Origin of the sequence: Ligilactobacillus agilis (assembly GCF_025311475.1) — a bacterium.
Classification (GTDB): domain Bacteria; phylum Bacillota; class Bacilli; order Lactobacillales; family Lactobacillaceae; genus Ligilactobacillus; species Ligilactobacillus agilis.
This window is the reverse complement of sequence record NZ_CP104397.1, coordinates 147527-168917: the sequence shown is the minus strand read 5'-3', so window position 1 is coordinate 168917 and position 21391 is coordinate 147527. Positions and strand designations below refer to the sequence as shown.

Sequence of the window (21391 nt, the reverse complement as noted above, 5' to 3'; positions counted from 1 at the left end):
CCATTCCTTCCTACTTAGCGTATAAAATCTGCGTATCCGACCTAAACCACTTACGTTGCGTCTTTGTTAGCTGTTCATCTGTAATTAACACGTCAATCTCATTTAAATCACAGACCTTAAATGAAGATCTATCGGCGTGAAACTTATATTGTTCTGCAACTACGACCACCTTACGGGCCTGTTTAATTGCCTGCCGTGGTAAATACGAATCATCTTGATCCACAACAAAAATACCCGCAGGACTAAGACGCGACGTTCCAATAAAGGCAACGTCAAATTGATAATTAGCTAGCTCACCTAGTGAGGTCATCGAACTAGTAAAACGATTATGCTTATTAAGGGTCCCCCCTAGTAGTTCAACCCGCATTAAGCGACTATTAGTTAGGGCTAGAGCATTGTCTAGTGAGTTGGTCACAATCGTCGTCCCCTTAAAATCAATTAGTTTAGCTAACTGTACTAAGGTTGTCGACGTATCAAAGTAATATAGCCCATCATGACTAACAAACTTCGCCGCCAACTTGGCCATCTCATGCTTCAAGGGGGATAAAATCTTAGTCCGCTCCTTAAAATTAGGCACCCCGCTATCTCCTAGGGTCATCAGCCCGCCGTGAATCCGCAGGGCCTGACCTGTTTGCGCCAGGTGGTCAAAATCTCGTCTGACTGTATCCTTTGACACCGCTAGCTTCAAAGCCACCTCATTAGTCGTTAATTCTTCTTTTTTAGTTAAGAGCTGCTTTATTAGTCGTAACCTTTCTGCCGGTAACATTTTCTCACCCTCTTTTAGTTTTATCCTACCACATTCCCTTGATTTGAAAACGGTTAATTTGCGTTTCAATCCATTTTCTTGCATTTATTTGCGTTTTTATAGTTAAAAAAAGCGCGTTAACCACTTAAGCTAACGCTACTCTTGTCATTACTTATGATATGGACTGCCGTTATTAATCATGAATGCCCTGTAAATTTGCTCACTTAAAACTAACCTCATTAACTGGTGTGGTAACGTAAACCGCCCAAAGGAAATTTTAGTCTCCGCTCTTTTTAAGACGGCGGGACTTAACCCCAGTGACCCCCCAATAACAAAGGTGATGTCACTTCTGCCATAGGTTGTCAACTGGGCAATTTCTTGAGCAAATTCCTCCGATGAGCGTTCTTTTCCTTCAATTGCTAAGGCGTAGACATACTCCTTATCCCTAATTTTGGCTAAAATCCGCTCACCCTCTTTTTCTTTTACGCCTTCCATCTCAGCCGCAGATAATTTTTCGGGCGCCTTTTCGTCAGGCACTTCCACAATCTCAAACTTACAAAATTTTCCTAACCGTTTGGCATACTCAGCAATTCCTTGCTTGAGATATTTTTCCTTTAACTTACCGACACCAATAATTTTAATGTTCATTTTTCACCCTACTTTTCCACAATTTTTTCCACAACCTAACCACAACATCTTGGCAAGAATGAGTGTTCCTAACAAGATAAGCTATCTTTTTTGACCGACTTATCCACAAGTTAATAAAACTAAGCTTCGCTACACTCCACCGGCTGTATTCCTTTATTACCAAGGGTTATCAACGTCAATATTTTTGAATATTGCAACTTATCCACAGGTTGAAACTCTTTTTGTGGATAAGTTCCACCTTGCGCTTAGCCCCTTTTTATTTTAGCAAAGTCCACTACTTTAACAAAGCTAAAAAAAGAACCGGCACTTTTGGAACCGATTCTTTTCACTTCTAATTTTCACTCTCCGAACTAGTAGCAGTCGTGGTACTTTCACTAGCTTCTAAACTCAAAGTCACCTTTTGGCTCTTAAGCTGCCCATCGTGATAGTACTTAATCGTCACGCTGTCTCCTACCTTATGCGCATATAAAGCTGTCTTTAAACTGGAAATTCCAGTAACCTTTTTGCCCCCTAAGCTGACAATGACGTCATACTTAGAAAGAACATCTTTTAAAGGTGAGTCTGAATCAGACTTCATCACCACAACTCCACTGTCAACCCCATCAGGTAACTTCAGGGTGTCAGACTTAGCACTATCAGATACATAATCTAAGTCGATGCCAGAAATACCTAAGGCCGGACGGGAGACCTTACCCTTGGTGACTAATTGGTTAATGATTTTTACCACTTCGTTACTTGGAATGGCAAAGCCCATCCCCTCAACCGAAGCATTTTCAGAACTGCTTGAATTAGACGATAATTTCATCGAGTTAATCCCAATTACCTGCCCGTCTAAGTTAACCAATGGTCCCCCTGAGTTACCGGAGTTGATAGCAGCATCCGTTTGGATAACGGTTGTCGAGCCTGTCGTTACCCCCGAGCTGTTGGTAATGTCTAAGGTCCGCTTCTTAGCCGAAATAATCCCCTGGGTTAACGAAGTAGCATACTCTGACCCCATTGGTGAACCAATTGCTAGGGCCGTTTCCCCTACTTGGATGTTGTCAGAATTTCCAAAGGTGGCCGTTTGTTCAACGTTTTTGGCGTCAATCTTTAGGACCGCTAAATCAGAGACAGAGTCTTTACCGACCACGGTCGCTTTAACCCGCTTACCACTATAAAGCATAACATAAAAGCTATCTGCTCCAGAGATAACGTGGTTATTCGTTACTACGTAGGCGGTATTACCATTTTTCTTATAGATTACCCCCGAACCTTCACTTTCTGAGGTCGTCTCTTCGGAACTACCGCTACTAAAACCAAAAATGGAATCAATACTGTTATCACTCTTTTGGTAGGCTTCAACCGTCACCACCGCCCGCTTGATCTTGTTAAAGGCCTTGGTAGCTTGGGTGCTGACGTTAACCTTAACATTACTTACCTTAGTGGTAGCTTGGCTATCATCACTACTGCTTACCGCTTGATTTTGATAAAGGTTATAGGCACCAATCGTTAGCCCACCACCAAGTACCCCGGCAACTACCGCTACCAAGGCAGTTTTTAAAAATGACGACTTTAATCTTGCTTGTTTTTCTTCTTTCTGCGCCATTAAAATTCTCCTCCCACGTTAGTTTATGCTTTTATTCTAGCGAGCAAATATGAAAAATGCTTGAAATTCTTGGTACTTTCCTAAGCTAAATTAGAGACTAACTAATGGCGTTGCCTGGGCTGGATCGGTATCGAACAATTCAAAGTCATGTCCGACCCCTAATTCATGTTCGGCTAGTAAGTTTGCAACCGTTAGGTGGGCTAAAGGTTTCATATTATTTTCCCGGCTTAAATGACCTAAATAAATTTGCTTAGTATGATTGCCAATCACACTCATTAAAGCTTTAGCCCCGTCTTCGTTAGACAGGTGACCTTGGTCACTTAAAATTCTTTGCTTTAGTGACCAGGGATAGGTCCCAACCCGGAGCATTTCAATGTCGTGGTTACATTCAAACAAGTAGGCGTCTGCATCGCTAATAACCCCGGCCACTTCTTCTGAGACGTAACCCGTATCCGTTACAATCGCAAAGGTCGCCCCGGCGTGGTGAAATTCGTAGAATTGCGGTTGGGCTGCATCGTGTGAGACCTGGTAGCTAACCACGTCTAAATCGTCAAAGGCTTTCAATTCCCCCGGTTGAAAGAGGTGTTTTTGTTCAGCCTTAATCTTACCAATCTTTGGCCCCATCGCCTGCCAAGTTTTTTCATTTGCGTAGACGTCTAAACCATAACGCCGTGCTAGGACCCCTACCGCTTGAATGTGGTCAGAGTGTTCATGGGTTACAAATAAGCTATCTACCTCGTCTAAACTTCGACCGATAGATTCCATTAAGCCTGCAATTTTTTTACCAGATAGGCCCGCATCTACCAATACCTTCCGTTTAGGAGTTTCAATGTAGGTTACGTTCCCACTACTACCACTAGCTAACACACTAATCTTTAACTTATCATCTTTAGACGCCATGATATTTTAGGTTCCCTTCTAACATTACTAAATTTCAAGTCCGTTATTAAAAATTATGTCTTGATAGTCATTATAGGCTGCCGTTTTTTGGCGGGTTAGGTCACTAGCGACTGCTACTAGCCCCCCATTAAATACCTGCGGAAAATAGCCGACCACCGTAGCTTTTTGGCTTAAGGCCCTAGCAACCGCTTGAATATTTTGCCGATACTTAGAACTGAAATCCCCGACTATAATCGGTAACTGATATCTTTCCGTCAGTTCTAATAAGGCCACCTCTAAGTTATGCTGTGTCTCTGGCCAATTTAAGTAAATAAAATCAACCTTGCTTTCAGCCAGAGTTTCCGCGTCTAGTTCGTCTAAGTCAAGCTCAATTTCAGCCTGTTCCAAAAGTTGCGCTAGTAGGGGGGAGTACGCCCCTCTTAATACCAAATCAGCTAGCAACCTTTGCTTGAAATTTTGCTCAAATGCTGCGCGACCTTCGGTAAGATCAACTTGGTAGCTAATCCCATATCCTAGTTGGCTAGCCTGAAACTGTTCGTGCAGGTTCTTACTAGCTAGGCTACTTGCGAGCAACTGGTGAACCAAGGCTTGGTATGCAATCTCGGCATCAGCCCGGCTTAAAATACCTCCAGCTAGGTAAGGGGCGTTTAAAACCGCGGTCAAGTCAATAAAAGTTAACCACTTACTTACCAACTGCCCAAAATTATCGAAGCAGGCGTTAGCATAGCGGTTAAAATCTGCTACCAACCGGCGTGTGGCCCAACCATTATACTTAACACTCAAGTTTAGCGGCAAGGCCCCGTCGCCTAAAATAACAATCGGTTCTAGCCCTAAAGCTTTTATCTTAGTTAACAAAATTTGGTAAAACTTCAGTCCGACTTCGTTAGGACTCAATTCTTCTCCCTTAGGAAATAACCGAGCCCATGATAAGGACACTAATACCTGACTAATCCCAAGGTTAACCAATGTTTGTAAGTCTTCATCTAAGCGGTGGTAAAAGTCCACCCCCTGCCGACTAGGATAAGAAGCTAACCCTTCAATTTCCACGGCCGCTAACACTTCTTCAAGGTCTAACTTAGCTACGTTCTCAGAAGCTGTGAGTACATCATAGGTGGTCAACCCCTTATTACCTTGGTCAAAGCCTCCCTCATCATCTTTAGCTAAAATAGTCGCTCCAAAATTAAATTGTTTGGGAAAACGCATTACTGTCATTGTTAATCCTTCCTACCTGTTTTTCCTAAAAGTATAGCACGCAACTTACCCTAACCGGGCCTATTTTGCTTAGTCTTCCTCCATTACGGTTCCAGTAAAGGCATTAATCCTGCGGTAATAGTAATTACCCGACGCATTATTTTTGATGTAAAAGTTCCAGGTGGGAATATAGATAGTGCTGTTATTAACGGCCAGTAACTTCGTATAGCCTAAGTCACTCCACTCAATCGTCGAGTTGCTAGGCAGCTTATTATATTGATATAGCCAAACTAAAGCCCGCTGTTGGCTAATCGTTTCTTTCTTCTCGCGCAGGGTTTGAACTTTACTCAAATACCCCTGGGTGTAGCCAGTTACATAGCCATTTTTCACCGTAAACCTAATTTGGCCCGCACTGGAATACACTGGTTTACCATGAACCAATTGGGTATAGACCAGCGTATTTTTGCTGGAAAGACTAGCCGCGTAGCGGTAATCTTTGCCATTGATAACCTGGTTTTCCTTGTTGAGTAAGGCTTTCATTGTCTTTTGGGGGTTAGTTCCTAGCTTAACCATGGTTGCAAAGGTAACGGTTAGACGGTGATTATTATACGCCCAGCTAACAAAATTTAGTTGGTCGGCCTTATCCCTTAGGTAATCATCATCCGCACTCGCGATGTAATAGCCCGCCCCCTTAGCTTGGGAAATCTTACCGGTGGTTATTTGGTCATTATGAATGCTCTTCAAAATCGAACTCGCTTCATTACCATTCACTGTATTGGTCGTGGCATCAACGTAATCATTTTGCTGGGTATACGAATAGATTAAAAAGATGTCAAGCACAATGAAGGCTAGAAAAAAAATCCAAATTATCTTCTTAAAATTCATGTCACTTGCCACCTTTCCTAACTATTAAGCAAACTCTGATAATCTGACCATTGATTATCATATTTAACAAAGTACGTTGGTTTTAAATCCACCACTTGGTTAGAAGTCTGGTTTTGATTCCAACTGTAGCCTACCTTAATATCGCCAATCTTAGCTTGATCATAGCCCTGGCTAAGCAACTGGCTTATTACCCACCTCGTATTAGGTAAAGTTATCGCTCCCCCAGCTGAAGGCACCGGAATTTGCAAAGTATATAACGAAAAATCTAACCGCTTTTTTCCGCTATTTGTCAACAGGATACTATATGCCCCCGCACTTTCGGCTGCAATCACAGGGTAACCATTAATATAATTACGGTAAGTCAGCAAGTGGCGCTTACTATCATAACAATCATAGCGAACGTCATCTAAAGCCACCCCAATGTTATTTAAGTTAGTCAGTCCGGCCGTCAAATAATTTTCATAACTGTAATTTCTCCTAGAGTTACTACTGTTATAGTCATTAAAGGTCACGGCCCCAGTCTTCTTTTGAATAGTTAACCGCATTGCTGCACCGTCAGAGTAGGTTGTAGTCGCGTCCTGTTCTTTAGCGGTAATAGCACTAGTGTTATTAGTTCCCAATAGCCGGTTAACAAATAAGCCCGTGCTCTCCTTATTTAAAAGATAGCTATACTGGGCAACCCTAATCCCATCTTGATAGAACAAAGTATACTTATCCCCGATTTTTTCAAAGGTTACCTCACTTCGTAAGTTGTCCTTATCTTTAGCAAGTGCGATGAGTTTTTGCTTAGTGGCTTTCTTTAATCCCACCATATAAACAGCCTCTTGCTTATCATCCAGGAGGTAAATTCTGTCCATCTTAGTTAGGGGGATAATAATCCTTGAAATCAAAGCTGACTTATACTTACTTACCTTAAAGTTAAATGTTTCTGCCACCGTCCTAGCAGTCACGGCTACAGGATAATTTAAAACTAAGGCATTTTTAGTGTGCAAGTAGCGCTGGTAAGTGCTAGCGGATTTAGTCGGCAGCCGCTTAATGTCCTCGTATTGCCATTTAACCAGTTGCTTTTTAGTGTAATTGGTTAAATCTAGCGTATCACTGGTTAAGCGGTATTGCTTAGCATCGTCATTAAAAACCACGTTAGTTGGCAGGTAAATGTCCCCAACCTTTTTTCTAATGCTATCTGGCAGCGCGCTATTAGGCGTGCTACTCGTCGCGCTAGAATTAGCTTGCGAGCGGGCCGGGTTAATCCAAATCAAGTATGAAAATACCAAACTAATAACTACTGCAACTAGGAGTCCTAGTACCAATAAGTACTTTCTTAAATTAAGCCTCATCCCATGCATCCCCCTCGTACTCTTCATAAGGCAAGGAAATATAGAATGTTGATCCCTTTCCTTCGATACTGTCTACCCAAATCTTACCATGGTGGAGGGCAATTACCTCTTTAGAAATGGCCAAACCTAACCCGGTTCCGCCTTGGGCACGTGAACGGGCCTTATCAACCCTAAAGAAGCGGTCAAAAACATGGTTTAAATCCTTCTTAGGAATCCCCAAACCTTGGTCGGTAATACTCAAAATCACATGGTTATGCGTTTCTAACAAGCGACAAGTAATTACCCCACCATCGGGCGAGTACTTGATGGCATTATTCATGATATTATCCACCACTTGAATAAACTTGTCGGTATCAATTTCCACCCATAAGTCCCGCTTGGTAAAATCCCGCTTGATGGTGTAATTCTTGGTCTTGGTATCACGGGTATCATTATTGTCCTTATCCAGCATCATATCAAAGCGATTTAAAATATAATTAAATAATTCGTTTAGATTAACTAATTCTAGTTCCAATTGCAGTCTGCCAGAATCCATCCTAGACAGGCTCAAGAGATCATTAATCATCCGAATCATGCGGTCGGTTTCATCCTGGGTAACCTTTAAGAATTGGGGGGCAACCTCAGGATCCTTCCAGGCCCCATCATTTAGCGCCTCGATATAACTGCGCATACTCGTTAACGGTGTGCGTAGCTCATGAGAAACGTTAGAAACGAACTGACGCCGTTCGCGATCAATCTTTTGTTGTTCGGTCACATCATGCAAAACGCAGACCAAGCCAGAAATAAAGCCCGATTCTCGTTGAATCAAGGAGAAATAGGCATTTAAAATCTGTTCGTGTTCTGCATCAGATAAGTCTAGGATAATCTCGTCTTGGTTCTCCAAAATTTCACGTAACGTATACTGAGACCGAATATCTAGCACATCTAAAATCGACCGGCCAATGACCTCGTCGGGGTTAACATTTAAATCCTCCGAAGCCATCTCGTTAATGATGGTAATATTACCCCGGCGGTCAGTTGCAATCACCCCATCAGACATGTGGGACAAGACTGAATCTAACCGGCGGCGTTCCGCTTCAGAACTTTCCTGCGCCTCTTCAATCTTGACCGACAAGTTATTAACCGCTTGGGCTAACTGACCGAGTTCATCTTGACCATAAATTCTAACTTGGCCTGAATAGTCCCCGCGGGCAATCCGACTAGTTTGTTTTTTCATCTCATCAATCGGCCGCGTTATCGCCCGCGAAATCACGATTGCTAAGGCCATCCCAATAGCGGTCGCGATTAACGAGGCGGTTGCAAAAATCACTACCACGCTGTTGATGGAATCATACACCGTCTCCATATTAGCCTTGACGTAAACTGCCCCCACCACGGTGTTAGTATTACCGCTAACACTTAAAAGCGGCGTAATTGCGATATAATACCGGCGGTTATCCCGCTTATCGTAGGTAGTTTTAGTAAAGGAACGACTATTATAGATAACCTGCTTTATCTCGGCATCCGTCGTCTTTTGCCCAACTAACGAGCGGTTGTTGACATCGCTATCGCCCCTAATGGTTCCCTTAACGTCGACCACTTGAATCTCCGAGATGTTTTCATTGTTAATATCTTCTAGTACTTTACGAATCTTTTGGTTAGCAGCCGCCGTATCACTGCTATTTAGGCTAGCAATTAGAGAATTATCAACATAAGTCGACAACTCGACCCTTTGCTTGAAGGCTTTAATATTATCGCTTTTTAACTGTTGCACAAAAACAGCCCCCACGATTTGAAACGTTATTAACAGTAATAACGCAAACACAAGAGCTATTTTAAAATGAATTGATTGAAAAAAGCGCAACTTCTTATTGACACTCATTTACCCGTTTATCCCCTTTTTATTCTGCTTCAGGGTTTCTCAAATAATAACCTACACCCCGCCGGGTAACCAACCAAACAGGCCGGCTAGGGTTATCCTCAATTTTCTCGCGTAACCGTCTAACCGTCACGTCAACTGTCCGGACATCGCCGAAATAATCATAGCCCCAAACGGTCTGTAATAAGTGTTCCCGTGTCATTACCTGTCCAATATGCTTAGCCAAATAGTGAAGTAACTCGAACTCACGGTGAGTTAGTTCAATTTTATCCCCGTGCTTTGAAACCATGTACGCCTCAGGATGGATGGTTAAATCGCCGATGGTAATATCGCTATTGGCATTTTCTTCTTCCGCTTGACTATTAGCTGCAACAGCTGACTGGCGTCTCAAGTTGGCCTTAACCCGGGCCACTAATTCCCGGTTAGAAAATGGTTTCGTTACGTAATCATCCGCCCCCATTTCAAGCCCGAGGACTTTATCTATTTCTGAATCCTTAGCCGTCACCATGATAATCGGCATATCGTGGGTTTTACGAACTTCCCGCGCAACTTCTAAGCCATCAATCTTAGGTAGCATTAAATCAAGGATTACTAAATCAGGGTTAACTTCTTCGACTTGTTCTAAAGCTTCCTGGCCATCATAAGCCGTATAAACGTCATAGCCTTCCTTAGTTAAGTTAAATTTGATAATATCTGAAATCGGTTTTTCATCATCAACAACTAAAATTTTCTTCATAACTCTTCTCCTAAAGGAATAAATCCTTACACATAATAAGATAAAATTCTGTCCCCCTAATTATAACCCATTATTAGGGCAAAACCAAGAAAGTCACCGCTTAACCAGCGCTTACACCTAGTCACTTTTTAAAGATTTTCCCGTAAATATCCTTATTTTCACTTGTAAACATGCTATAATACTAACAAGCTCTTCGTTTGAGCTGCTAGTCTAGATTTTTTAGTTAGAGGCGAGGAGGATTCATGCTAGATAAGGTTTTAATCAGTCAAGATTTATCGTGTTATGGGCAGGTATCGCTAGGAGTAGCCTTACCCTTGCTAGGCGCCAGTGGTTTTGCCCCCACAGTCCTGCCAACTGCAGTTCTTTCAACGCATACCGGCGGCTTTGGAGCTAATAGTTATCTTGACTTAGCCGATGAAATGCTTAACATCATTCATCATTGGCAACAACTAGACCTAAAATTTACCGCGATCTATCTGGGATATTTAGGAAAGCGGGCTTTATCTGTCTGGTTAAACCATTACCAAACCCTAGCTACTCCTTCAACTATTACCCTAATCGACCCGGTTATGGGCGATAATGGTCGGCTCTATCGTGGCTTTGATGACGACTACGTTAAGGAAATGCAAGCGCTAATTAAAACTGCGACAATTGTTACTCCAAATTTTACCGAGGCTGCCTTCTTATTGAACCAGCCTCAACTTGCTACTTCTCCACCAACAATTGAACTAGCAGAAAAATTAGCCCGCACCTTAGCTGAAAAATATTCAATTCCAACTGTTGTCATCACGGGGATTGACCTAGCTGCAGACCAAATTGGCTTAGTTTGTTATGAACAAAGGCCAGACCGCAGTCAAAGCTTCGTCCAACCTAAATTGGCTGGGAACTTTTTTGGGACGGGCGACCTCTTTGCAAGTAGTCTTTTAGCTGGCGTTTTAGCGGGCTTAGCAACTCCTGTAGCATGCAAGCTAGCAATGGATTTCATTAGCCAAGCGATTGCTAACACCCCCAAAAACCACGACCGCCGCTTGGGAATTAATTACGCTTCTAGCCTAGATTTTCTACTAAATACCCTTAATAAAAGGAGGAGAGTCGATGCGGACTAACCAAAACAGCCTGCGCGCCATCGTGTTAACAGGTTTATTTGCTGCCATCATCTATATTGGGATTTGGGTTCTGCGCATTCCAATCCCCGCTATGGTGGGACGCCCTTTCATTCACTTTGGTAATACCCTAACAGCTGTGGCCATCCTAACCTTAGGTTTACGTAACGGTATGTTAGCCGGGATTATCGGTTTAGGCGGTTTTGATATTTTAAATGGCTATGCTGCTACTTCTTGGTTAACAATGCTTGAAGTGGTTATTGTCGCCTTGGTAATTTCCGGACTTTTCAAGGCTTTCAACTATCAAGACAGCCGGCGAAATATTATCATCCTTGCAATTGTCGCGGGTGTGACTAAGATTTTTACTTCTTATTGTACGTCAATTGTCGAGGCACTAATGGCAGGAACGGTCTTTAAAGTTGCCCTAGTTGCGTCTTTTTTCAGTTTACCTGCTACGGTGATCAATTCTATTTCGACAGCCATTTGTACCCCGCTTTTATACTTCTTCCTTAAGCGTATTTTACAGGCAGTCACTAAGCGTTAGCGAAATTATAACAACTAATATAAATAGGACCTTAGCTTTGCTAAGGTCCTATTTAGTCTGTCTAAAAAATACTGGTTATAACAAAAAAGCCATCCACAAGGGATGACTAGTAAATCTCTGATGAGTGGCCAGGGGATCGAACCCTGGACCCACGGATTAAGAGTCCGTTGCTCTGCCAGCTGAGCTAGCCACTCATATCTATATTAAAAATAGATAATGAAGATAAGTCTTCAATGGGTGGTCAGGGGATCGAACCCTGGACCCACGGATTAAGAGTCCGTTGCTCTGCCAGCTGAGCTAACCACCCATATTTCTTAAGCCAGAAGCTTTATCGCTTACCGACAAGAAATATAATACCAAGTATTTTTTACTTATGCAAGTCTTTTTTTTATTTTTTTGCACTTTTATTTAAATTAATTACTTTTAAGCTTTTTTGGTAAAAGAAAACAGCTAGGAAAACTCTCTGCTATACAAAATGTAGAATAACATAGAAAAGCGTGTAGCTTCTTCTACATTATCAGAAAGAATATAGTTTTCCTTTCCTAATTTTATTTACTACCGTCAACACCAGTATTCCCATATCCCAACTTGGGGGTAATGACAGTGACTGACTCTTGTAGCTTAAGGGTGTAGCCCACCCCGTTTATTTTTACAGTAAAGCAAGTAAGTTTCTCACGGCATTTTTGTCTCGCTCCATAACTGCCCCGCACTCATAACAAACATACTCGTTATGTTTTGTTCCGTGTTTCTTATTGCCGTCAAGTCCGACTTTATCTGCGCCAGTCTTAACATGACCACACTGAGAACAGCGCTGGGTACTTGGATAGTAACGGTCCGCTAGGATTAACTCCTTGCCATACCATTCACACTTATATTTTAAAACCTGCTTGAAATAGCCAAACATTGACCGGTGTAAGCCTTTGGATGCGACATGACTCATCTGCATTTGCTTGACAGCCAAGTCTTCGCTGACAATTCGGTCATAATTATTGACTAGCATAGTGGTAAACTTTTGGACAATATCGTGTTGGATATTGGCAACCCGACGATAATCACGTTGTAACTTGGCTCTCGTCTTAACGTAATTATTTGTTTGCGTCGCTTTCTTTCCGTTTGCCACTCGTTTCCTAGCTAAGAGGCGTTGGTAATGCTTAATGCGTTTGTATAAAGCCTTTAAATTGTTAGGTAAAGTTTTGACTTGACCTTCAGTATAGTCAAAGTGACCAACATTAACGTCAACGGCTGTCTTTTGTCCGGTCTTAGTTTTCTTCGTCACCTTAACTTCAAAGGGTAAACTCGCCCAGTACTTACCGTTTTCACGATAAATCGAAACAACTTTTAGGTCGCCGACTAAACTTTTGGCACCCTTAAAACTAATATCAGCCCAGGCTTTAATCTCACGAGGCTTATCCAGTCGTAACTTGCCATTAATAATCTGTGCTCGGTCCGTCTTAAAGCCTTGGCGGGCCGTCTTTTTAGACTTAAACTTTGGTTTACCCCAATCGGGCAACGACTTCTTAAAGAAGTTTTGCCAAGCTTTATTTAGGTCAGAAATGGCTAGCTGTAAACAACGAGCCGACAGCCGGTACTGCCAATCTTCCTTGGTAGCAACTAACTCATCGCGAACCTTACGTGCGTTTGGACGTAACTTCTTATCGCCTAAAACTAACGAAGCATCATACATGTCATTCCATAAAGCTAAGCCTTGATTCCAACAATATCTACGATAATCACATAAATCATCAAGGACTTGTTTCATAGTTTCGTTAGGATACAGTCTAACTTTTTGTACACGCAACATAAATTCACCTCCTGTTACAGAGATGATAGCACTTTCTTAACCAAAATTCAAAACATAAGTTCTAGAACGTACCAATCATACATTTTTTATTTTCTGATTGACTATAGTTCTATTGTTTTCTACAATATTCTATATTTTTGGTAAAAGAAAACAGCTAGGAAAACTCTCTGCTAGCTGCTTTCTACCTTACTTATAAGCTGATTACCACACGAAAATTCCGACCATTGCTGCGGATAGAAGGGAAACTAAAATCCCTGAAATTAACATATAACCAACGTTTTTAGAAATTAAGCTGTTCTTTTCTTTGTTAACAATCCCTTTGAAACAACCGATAATCATCCCAACTGTTGAGAAGTTAGCAAAGGAGGTAACAAACACTGTCAATACTGCCCGGAAGTGGTCGCTAAAGGCCGCTGTCCGGATGGTCTTAGTAACTTCACCCATTACCACGAATTCGTTAGTAACTAACTTAGTTCCCATGTATTGAGCAAACTTGAAGGCATCATCAACAGGTAAGCCCATTAACCAAGCAAATGGGAACATGATGATTCCTAAGATGTGTTCTAGGGATAGCCATGGATAAATAGCCCCTAAAAGCTTATCAATCATAGCGGCTAAGGCAACGAAGGCCACAACGTTGGCGCAGATGATTAAGATTAGCTTACCTGCTCCTAAGATAGAGTCACCTAAGAAGGAGAAGAATGGTTCTTTCTTACCATCAGCTTCAACATCGCCTGCTTCTTCCGCTACGGCACTGTGCATTGTTGCAATCGTATCTTCTTCTTTTGGAACAGAAACAGGGTTTAACATCGCAGTTACAATCAAGGCGTTCACAACGTTAACAGGTACCGCAGTCAAGATAAATTGTGCTGGCATCATCAAAGTATATGAACCAATAATTGAAGCAGTTACACAAGACATAGACATCATTGCCAATGTCAAGTTACGTTCTTTACTCATTTGCTTTAATTGTAAGCTAGATACGGCTAAAGCTTCTGTGTTACCTAAGAACATCATTTCAACCGCAAAGAATGATTCAAATTTTGGTTGCCCTGTTAACCAGGAAAGCCCCCGTCCGATTAATTTAATGAACCAAGGTAAAATTCCAATGTAAGTTAAAATATCAAATAATGGCACGATTAGTAAAATTGGCATTAAAACGGAGAAGAAGAAGTCCATTTGCTTAACCTTAACCATGCTTGGAAAGGCAAAGGCAATCCCTTCATAAGCAACTTGAACAAGTTGGTCAAATCCAGCCGCTGCCCCCTTAACAATCATCCGTCCAATTGGGAAACTTGTTAAGAACCAAGCTAAGACTAAGTTGAAGACAACCATGATTAAGACTGCCTTCCAGTTAATTGCTTTCCTATCCTTGGAGAAAATCCACCCAATGGCTAGAAAAATTAGCAAACCAATAACGTTTATTGCTAAATACACAATAATACCTCCTAAAAATTAAGAAACATAATAAAAAATTAAAGAATATAAACTTTTTAATTAGTATATATACTTTGCCCTACTTTGTAAACTCTGAACATTTTTCGTAAAATTACGATTTACTAATCTAATAGGTAAAACATTTTATCAAGAAAAAGGTTTTACTCACATCAAAAATACGGTTTCAAATAATTGCCACCTTATCATTTCCCCGAACGATTAATTTTCACTTAGAAAAATAATTTATTTTTTAAGTAAAATTCAAGCTTAAAAAGAAGATATTTTTTGAAAACGCTTGCTTTTTTAAAGAATTCAGCTATAATAATAGGTGTAAAGGGGTTATAGCAATCCTACGAAGAAGTGCCAGTACTGGCCAAGCGTTTATATTAAGATGTCTTTGGATATCAACAGATAGGTAGGATGGAACTCCTTTCTATAAGCTATAATTTCTCCTAACGGATCGCCTGATAATGTAAAAGAAGATCGTGAAGAACTATTTGCGGTGATGTAAGGTTACTAGAAATTATAGGCTACTATATAACAAAAGACGGTGGATGAAGATTACTAGTCCATCGTCTTTTTATTATTTCCGCTTAAATTTTGCCCGTTTTAGACGCAATAACTTTTTAGCTACCCAAATTACAATTAATCCTAACCCGAGTACTGTCCCAATTAAGGCAAAGGTAAAGCGATTAGGCTTACTCAATAAGGCTAGCGGATTATAGCTAGCTTTTTGCACCTTCCGCTTGTGCAACTGGTTATAGTAGCTAGGAATTGTCGCTAGCCCCTGGCTACCTTTAGGAAATGATTGTAAGTAACTGGCAAAAGCCTCAAAGACCTTATACTCACGCTGACCCTTCATCACCACCATTTGTTGGTAATCTGTCACCGCCTGGCCATTACTTTTACGTGGGGTTACATTTAAGAGACCATACGATTGTTTTTTTAGTGAGCCTAACATATGAGCTGAGTACATATCAGCGACCACTGGATATAACTTAGTATCCTTGATTTGCTTTTTGTGCCCCTGCTTATCAAGCAAATAAGCCGCCGTCACCTTGTTCATCAAGGCTCTATGCAGGTTGTATTCATAACCTAATCCGCTCATATACAGGCGGGCCGAGTTTAAATAGTTGGCTAAGGAGGCATCAATTTCAGCCACCTTTTTTAAATCCTTCCCGGTCAGATAAACTTTTACCAAGGGATAAACTGGCAACTTATCTTGACCCTTACCTAGCGAAAAGAGGTTAAAGGCATCGTTGATTGTTACCGGCCCTTTAACTAAGGTATCGCGAATTACCCCCGCTGGGACAATCGCTACATCCGCCTTAATCTTAGCTTGTTGTAACGCGTATAAATACGAATCTGCCATAAAATCACCCAGCCGATGCTCTCCCGGCTTAAAGTAATGATCATCCACGCTTTCAAAGTTATAAGGATTATAGGCGATTACTTGATCTTTACGGTAGCCCAACTTACTTAAATAAGTTTGGTCAATCAAGGCCGTATCCGCCCTTAATTGTTTTTCTACCTGCTGATCTTTAGGAATTGCTTGCGTCATTGAAATTAAGCGATAATCAACTAACTTCCAGCGGTGATTTAGCTTTTGCTTTAACTTCACTAGGCCCGTGTACCGTCCGTATGCACCACAAGAAACAATGTAGGTTTGGCCATGTCTTAGCGGCTTGTTCAAAACGGTATGAGTATGCCCACTAATAATTAAGTCTAAGTCAGGGACCTTCTTTGCCAGCTCTTCGTCTTCAGAAGTCTTAGTCTGGCTTGTACCACTATGGGATAGGCAAACTATCATATCAACTTTTTCTTTACGCTTAATTTCCGCCACCGTTTGCTTAACGGACTTAATCGGATCCTTGAACTTCAACTTGGTTGTCGGGGTATCTTCGATTGAATCGTTACCCATTACCCCAATTAAGGCAATTTTGACGTTACCCTTTTTTACCACCGTGTACTTTTTTAAACCGTACTTTTTAAATTCGGCTTCCAGTTTAGGGCTAGCTGATTTTTGCCAGTCAATGTTTGCCTCTAACAAGGGCAGCTTCTTAGCCTTGGTCAACATTTTAGCCAAAGCTTTATCACCATAGTCGAATTCATGGTTACCCAAAGTCGTCGCATCAAAGCCTAGCTCCTGCAAAAAATTTAATTCGGTCGCCTGGCGCTCATATAAAGTCTGGTATAAAGTCCCCATACTAAAGTCACCGGCATCAACTACCAACGTGTCAGGATGCTTTTGGCGCTGCGTTTTAATCACAGTTGCTAACCGGCTAACCCCTCCGACATCCTCAATCCCCTTTGGACTTGCCACCCGGTATGAATCTAAGTGTGAATGTAGATCATGAGTAAAGATGACCTCTACTTTTTTAGGGCTACTTGCTTGAACCGAACTTAGGCTTAATAACAGGCCGCAAATACTCACAATTGCTATCTTCAAAGTCTTTTTCACCACTAGTTATTCCCCTCTCTTTTTATCAGCCTTATTTTAAAGAACTTTTTTATAGGCCGCAAGTGTCAAAGTTTGTTAAACTAAAGGTATCATTGTTAGGAAGAAGTGTTTTTTATGTCAAGTCAAATTCTAACTTGTCGTCAAACCCTAGCGGTTACCAGCCACCGCGTACTCGCCAGTGATTTAAACGAGCACGGGACCGTTTATGGCGGTCGCCTGCTTGAAATTTTGGACGGCACTGCTTCAATTTCGGCCTCCCGGATTGGAAGGGCCAGCCTCGTTACGGCCTCGCTTGACGAGTTAAACTTTATTTTACCCTTCAAATTAGATGATTCTTTTTGCATTGAAACTTACGTTACGGGAACAGGTACCCGCTCAATCGAGGTCTTTGCCAAAATCATTGGTGAACACCTAAATACTGGCGAACGCTATCTAGGGGCAACCGCCTTCTTAACCTTTGTCGTTCCTGACAAGGGGGTCACCCTAGGCCAAATTACCCCCGTAAGTGAAGAAGAACAATATATTTGTGCTGGCTACCCTAAACGCCGGCAAGCGCGGATGTTAGCCTACCAACAACAAAAGGCCTTCCAAGCCCAGCTATCGCTCAAACATCCTTGGGAAAACTAAAAAAAGTCCAACGGCTAGTTCCGTTGGACTTTTAGCTTAGTTTCGGGCTAATTCTAGCAATAACTTAATTGCCTCTTGGTACGAACAGTTGCGTTCTGCCATTACTTGCTTAATTAAATCTTCCGTGGATGTTTCTGCTGAGATTACCATGCAGTCTTCCCCCTATTCCTAAGTTAACTCAAAAATAATTCAAACGTCCGTTCTTGATTTTTTAATACTTCTATATTTTAGCGCGCTTTTTTCTAAAAGAAAAGGGTTAATATAGTTAAAAAAATATAACAATCCCAATAGAGGTTATCGTAGCAAGCTTTCATAACTAGAAAAAAATTTTTTTGCATTCCAATATACAATCATATACACTCATTGCAACTATTTACTACCCGTTTAAACTATTCAATCCCTTTAAAATCAAGCCCAACTGTTTTTCCTCCCCTTAAACGGTAACCGTGCTCAAGCTTAATATGACTTACTTTTTAGCAGAATTCATTATTATTCATTACCTAAAAATTATATTTAGATAAAAAATAACCTCAAGAACTTAGCTAAGTTCTTGAGGTTATTGCTTCTTAATTAGATACGGGCCCATACGTTATCCAAGACGTTTGTTTGTTCACGGTCTGGGCCAACAGAGAAGGTTGACACCTTAACTCCAACTAAATCTTGAATGCGGTGGATGTAGTTACGCGCATTTTCTGGTAATTCTTCCAAAGTCTTGCAGCCAGTAATATCTTCTTGCCAGCCAGGTAGGGTTTCATACACAGGCTTGCATGCTGCCAATTCCTTCAAGCTAGCTGGGTAGTGATAAATCTTTTCCCCGTTCAATTCGTAGGCTGTACAAATCTTGATTTCGTCTAACCCGGTTAACACGTCTAAGCAGTTGAGGCAAAGGTTAGTTAAACCGGAAACCCGCTTAGAGTGGCGCATAACCACGCTATCAAACCAACCAATTCGCCGTGGGCGCTTAGTTACCGTTCCGTATTCATGACCAACTTCCCGAATCCGGTCACCGATTTCATCAAATAATTCTGTTGGGAAAGGTCCGTCCCCTACACGGGAAGTATAGGCCTTACATGCCCCTACTACCTTATCAATCTTAGCTGGGCCTACCCCACTACCGATGGTAACCCCACCAGCTACGGGGTTGGATGAAGTAACGAATGGGTAAGTCCCGTGGTCAATATCTAACATTACCCCTTGGGCTCCTTCAAATAAGACCCGTTTGCCTGCATCTAAGGCATCGTTTAAAACAACTGAGGTATCAGTTACGTATTCCTTGAAGCGTTGGCCGTATTCAAAGTAAGGTTCAAAAATATCTTCAAACTTCAATGGTTCTGCATCATAGAACTTTTCAAAGAGGCGGTTCTTTTCCGCAAGGTTAGTCCGTAATTTTGCTTCAAAAGTTTCCTTATCTAACAGGTCGGCTACCCGAATGCCCACGCGAGAGGCCTTATCCATGTAAGCTGGGCCAATCCCCTTATTAGTTGTCCCAATCTTGTTGCCCTTTTTAGACTTTTCTTGCAAACCGTCTAGAACAATGTGATAAGGCAAAATAACGTGAGCCCGGTCAGAAATTCGGAGGTTGTCTGTAGGAACCCCTTTTTCTTTTAGGTAGTCCAACTCAGCCACTAATGATTTCGGGTTCAAAACCACCCCGTTACCGATAACGCTAATCTTATCTGAGTAAAAAATCCCGGATGGAATTAGGCGTAACTTAAAAGTTTCCCCGTTAAAAACGATGGTATGACCGGCATTGTCCCCACCTTGATAACGAGCGATTACTTCAGCATCCCGACTCAAGAAGTCAGTAATCTTTCCCTTACCTTCGTCGCCCCATTGGCTTCCTACAACTACTACTGATGACATTAACTTCACCTCATTATTTTTGTCACGAAAACGGTACTTCGTTTCTAGTTTTCTTTTAGACAGCTAACCTGTCTTAACACCGTAACTATTGTAACAAATCGCCCCCTAACATTCAAGGTAAAGCCGAATATTATCTCACTGAAATAATAATTAAAATTAAATTAACGAACTTTTTTAGGACCAAATAGTAAAAAAAAGAGAAACCAAGCTAGAACTTTCGTCTTTCTTAGTTTCCCTAATTTAAACTCCCTCTGGTTGCTGGTAAGTAATATTAACAAACTTGTTGTAAGCTTTTAAGAAGAGTAACTTCACCGTCCCGCGCGCACCGGCCCGGTTTTTTTCGATAATTACTTCGATTTCACCGGCGTCGTTTGCACCTTCATCCGCAGGCGCCTTGGTATCTTCATCATTGCTACCTTCTCGTTCATAGTAGTCATCCCGGTAAAGAAAGGCTACAATGTCGGCATCTTGTTCAATCGCCCCGGATTCCCGAATATCGGATAATACCGGGCGCTTATCTTGCCTTTGTTCCAAACCACGTGACAGCTGGGACAAGGCAATTACCGGTACCGATAATTCCTTGGCCAGTTTCTTTAACTGCCGTGAAATTTCGGAAACTTCTTGCTGGCGACTTTCTCTCCCCGAGCCTTCAATTAACTGTAAATAATCGATTACTACTAAGCCCAAGTTACCCGTTTCCTTAGCCAAACGCCGACACTTAGCTCGAATCTCGGCCACCTTAATTCCCGGCGTATCATCAATATAAATATTGGTCCGCGAAAGCACCCCGGAAGCCATGGTGAGGTTATCCCATTCTTCATCGGTTAGCTGCCCAGTCCGCAAGTTGTTAGCCCGAATAGAGCCTTCGGCACATAACATCCGGTTAACCAGCGATTCAGCCCCCATTTCCAACGAAAAGATTGCCACCGCTTTGTCGGTACTGATGGCAATGTTTTGCGCGATATTCAAGACGAAGGCTGTTTTCCCCACCGCAGGTCGGGCCCCAATAATAATCAAATTATCTTTCTGCAAACCGGCTGTCATCTTGTCTAAGGCATCGTAACCTGTAGCTAGCCCAGTAATGTCTTCTTGTTGGGTTGATAGCCTGTACACCTCATTTAAGGCCTCATCTAAGACGCTAGCCACCTTCTTAAAGCCAGCCCGGTTGGTATTTTCGGCAACATCCATTACCTTTTTTTCTGCCTGGTCAAGGATAGAAGTCATATCATCATTTTGCTCTTGAGCCATTCCGATGATGTCAGAGGCCACCGTAATCAAGCGCCGGCCTACCGCCTTATCCTTGACAATTTTCGCATAATAACCCGCGTTAGCAGCCGTTGGCACCGAATCAACCAATTCCATTAGGTAATCTAGACCACCAACATCTTCAACCTGATTTTTTTCTGCCAGCTTGTTTTGAATCGTTAACACATCAATGGCTTCACCGACATCATTTAAATCAACCATTGCCTGGAAGATAAGTTGGTGAGCACGGCGGTAGAAGTCACTGGCTTCAATGTATTCCATCGCGTCGGTTAAAGCATCAGCGTTGAAGAAAACAGCCCCTAAAACCGCACGTTCAGCTTCAATATTTTGGGGTGGCAGATTTTGCTCAAGCACCTCATTATCCATTACTTTTCTTCCTTTCTAGCTTAAAAAAGCGCTTGGCC

Annotated in this window: 17 protein-coding genes and 2 tRNA genes; 3 read left to right on the top strand and 16 right to left on the bottom strand. The window is 41.8% G+C overall.

Annotation, left to right across the window (positions count from 1 at the left end; genetic code table 11):
- Window positions 1–10 precede the first annotated feature (10 nt).
- The 9 genes from N4597_RS00700 to yycF form a co-directional block, all read right to left on the bottom strand.
- Entirely contained in the window at window positions 11–766 is a 756-nt protein-coding gene (locus tag N4597_RS00700; protein ID WP_260904133.1) for a DeoR/GlpR family DNA-binding transcription regulator, read from the bottom strand.
- A gap of 147 nt (window positions 767–913) precedes the next feature.
- Window positions 914–1393, bottom strand: a complete 480-nt coding sequence (rlmH, locus tag N4597_RS00695) for a 23S rRNA (pseudouridine(1915)-N(3))-methyltransferase RlmH (protein WP_056976444.1) — start codon at window positions 1391–1393, stop codon at window positions 914–916.
- A gap of 331 nt (window positions 1394–1724) precedes the next feature.
- Entirely contained in the window at window positions 1725–2978 is a 1254-nt protein-coding gene (locus N4597_RS00690; protein ID WP_101811596.1) for a S1C family serine protease, read from the bottom strand.
- A 90-nt stretch (window positions 2979–3068) separates the two neighbouring features.
- A complete protein-coding gene (locus N4597_RS00685) occupies window positions 3069–3878 on the bottom strand; it encodes an MBL fold metallo-hydrolase (RefSeq protein ID WP_202021581.1) in 810 nt (269 codons plus the stop codon).
- Between the two features lie 27 nt (window positions 3879–3905).
- The gene (locus tag N4597_RS00680) at window positions 3906–5090 is read right to left on the bottom strand and encodes a family 1 glycosylhydrolase (RefSeq protein WP_172583975.1); all 1185 of its coding nucleotides are present in this window, start codon (window positions 5088–5090) and stop codon (window positions 3906–3908) included.
- A gap of 69 nt (window positions 5091–5159) precedes the next feature.
- Window positions 5160–5954 (bottom strand): two-component system regulatory protein YycI, encoded by a 795-nt coding sequence (locus N4597_RS00675; protein WP_056976448.1) that lies wholly within the window; start codon window positions 5952–5954, stop codon window positions 5160–5162.
- Window positions 5955–5971: 17 nt separating this feature from the next.
- Entirely contained in the window at window positions 5972–7291 is a 1320-nt protein-coding gene (locus N4597_RS00670; RefSeq protein ID WP_260904128.1) for a YycH family regulatory protein, read from the bottom strand.
- Window positions 7281–9152, bottom strand: coding sequence for a cell wall metabolism sensor histidine kinase WalK (walK, locus tag N4597_RS00665; protein ID WP_094131041.1), 1872 nt, complete (start codon window positions 9150–9152; stop codon window positions 7281–7283). Before walK ends, N4597_RS00670 begins: the two co-directional genes overlap by 11 nt.
- Window positions 9153–9171: 19 nt before the next feature.
- On the bottom strand, window positions 9172–9885 hold the full coding sequence (yycF, locus tag N4597_RS00660; RefSeq protein WP_050611366.1) for a response regulator YycF: 714 nt from the start codon (window positions 9883–9885) through the stop codon (window positions 9172–9174).
- Window positions 9886–10127: 242 nt separating this feature from the next.
- Here yycF and N4597_RS00655 point away from each other — a divergent pair, with 242 nt between their 5' ends.
- A complete protein-coding gene (locus N4597_RS00655) occupies window positions 10128–10991 on the top strand; it encodes a pyridoxamine kinase (RefSeq protein WP_260904125.1) in 864 nt (287 codons plus the stop codon).
- Entirely contained in the window at window positions 10981–11532 is a 552-nt protein-coding gene (locus N4597_RS00650; RefSeq protein WP_050611368.1) for an ECF transporter S component, read from the top strand. Before N4597_RS00655 ends, N4597_RS00650 begins: the two co-directional genes overlap by 11 nt.
- Before the next feature lie 121 nt (window positions 11533–11653).
- Here the strand turns inward: N4597_RS00650 and N4597_RS00645 are convergent.
- The 5 genes from N4597_RS00645 to N4597_RS00625 all read right to left on the bottom strand — a co-directional run bounded on the left by N4597_RS00645 (window position 11654) and on the right by N4597_RS00625 (window position 17234).
- Window positions 11654–11726, bottom strand: a tRNA-Lys gene (locus N4597_RS00645).
- Window positions 11727–11766: 40 nt separating this feature from the next.
- Window positions 11767–11839, bottom strand: a tRNA-Lys gene (locus tag N4597_RS00640).
- Between the two features lie 342 nt (window positions 11840–12181).
- Window positions 12182–13333: an RNA-guided endonuclease InsQ/TnpB family protein gene (locus N4597_RS00635; protein ID WP_170091976.1), complete on the bottom strand. Its 1152-nt coding sequence runs from the start codon at window positions 13331–13333 to the stop codon at window positions 12182–12184.
- A 201-nt stretch (window positions 13334–13534) separates the two neighbouring features.
- Window positions 13535–14770 carry a NupC/NupG family nucleoside CNT transporter gene (locus N4597_RS00630; RefSeq protein WP_050611369.1) on the bottom strand — a complete coding sequence of 412 codons (1236 nt, stop codon included), beginning with the start codon at window positions 14768–14770 and terminating at the stop codon, window positions 13535–13537.
- A gap of 583 nt (window positions 14771–15353) precedes the next feature.
- A complete protein-coding gene (locus N4597_RS00625) occupies window positions 15354–17234 on the bottom strand; it encodes a bifunctional metallophosphatase/5'-nucleotidase (RefSeq protein WP_260904124.1) in 1881 nt (626 codons plus the stop codon).
- A gap of 111 nt (window positions 17235–17345) precedes the next feature.
- Between N4597_RS00625 and N4597_RS00620 the strand changes: the two genes are divergently transcribed.
- Window positions 17346–17858, top strand: a complete 513-nt coding sequence (locus N4597_RS00620) for an acyl-CoA thioesterase (protein ID WP_056976454.1) — start codon at window positions 17346–17348, stop codon at window positions 17856–17858.
- Between the two features lie 570 nt (window positions 17859–18428).
- Here the strand turns inward: N4597_RS00620 and N4597_RS00615 are convergent.
- Window positions 18429–19721, bottom strand: coding sequence for an adenylosuccinate synthase (locus tag N4597_RS00615; protein WP_094131033.1), 1293 nt, complete (start codon window positions 19719–19721; stop codon window positions 18429–18431).
- 240 nt (window positions 19722–19961) lie between these two features.
- Window positions 19962–21353, bottom strand: a complete 1392-nt coding sequence (dnaB, locus tag N4597_RS00610) for a replicative DNA helicase (RefSeq protein ID WP_260904123.1) — start codon at window positions 21351–21353, stop codon at window positions 19962–19964.
- Window positions 21354–21391 lie beyond the last annotated feature (38 nt).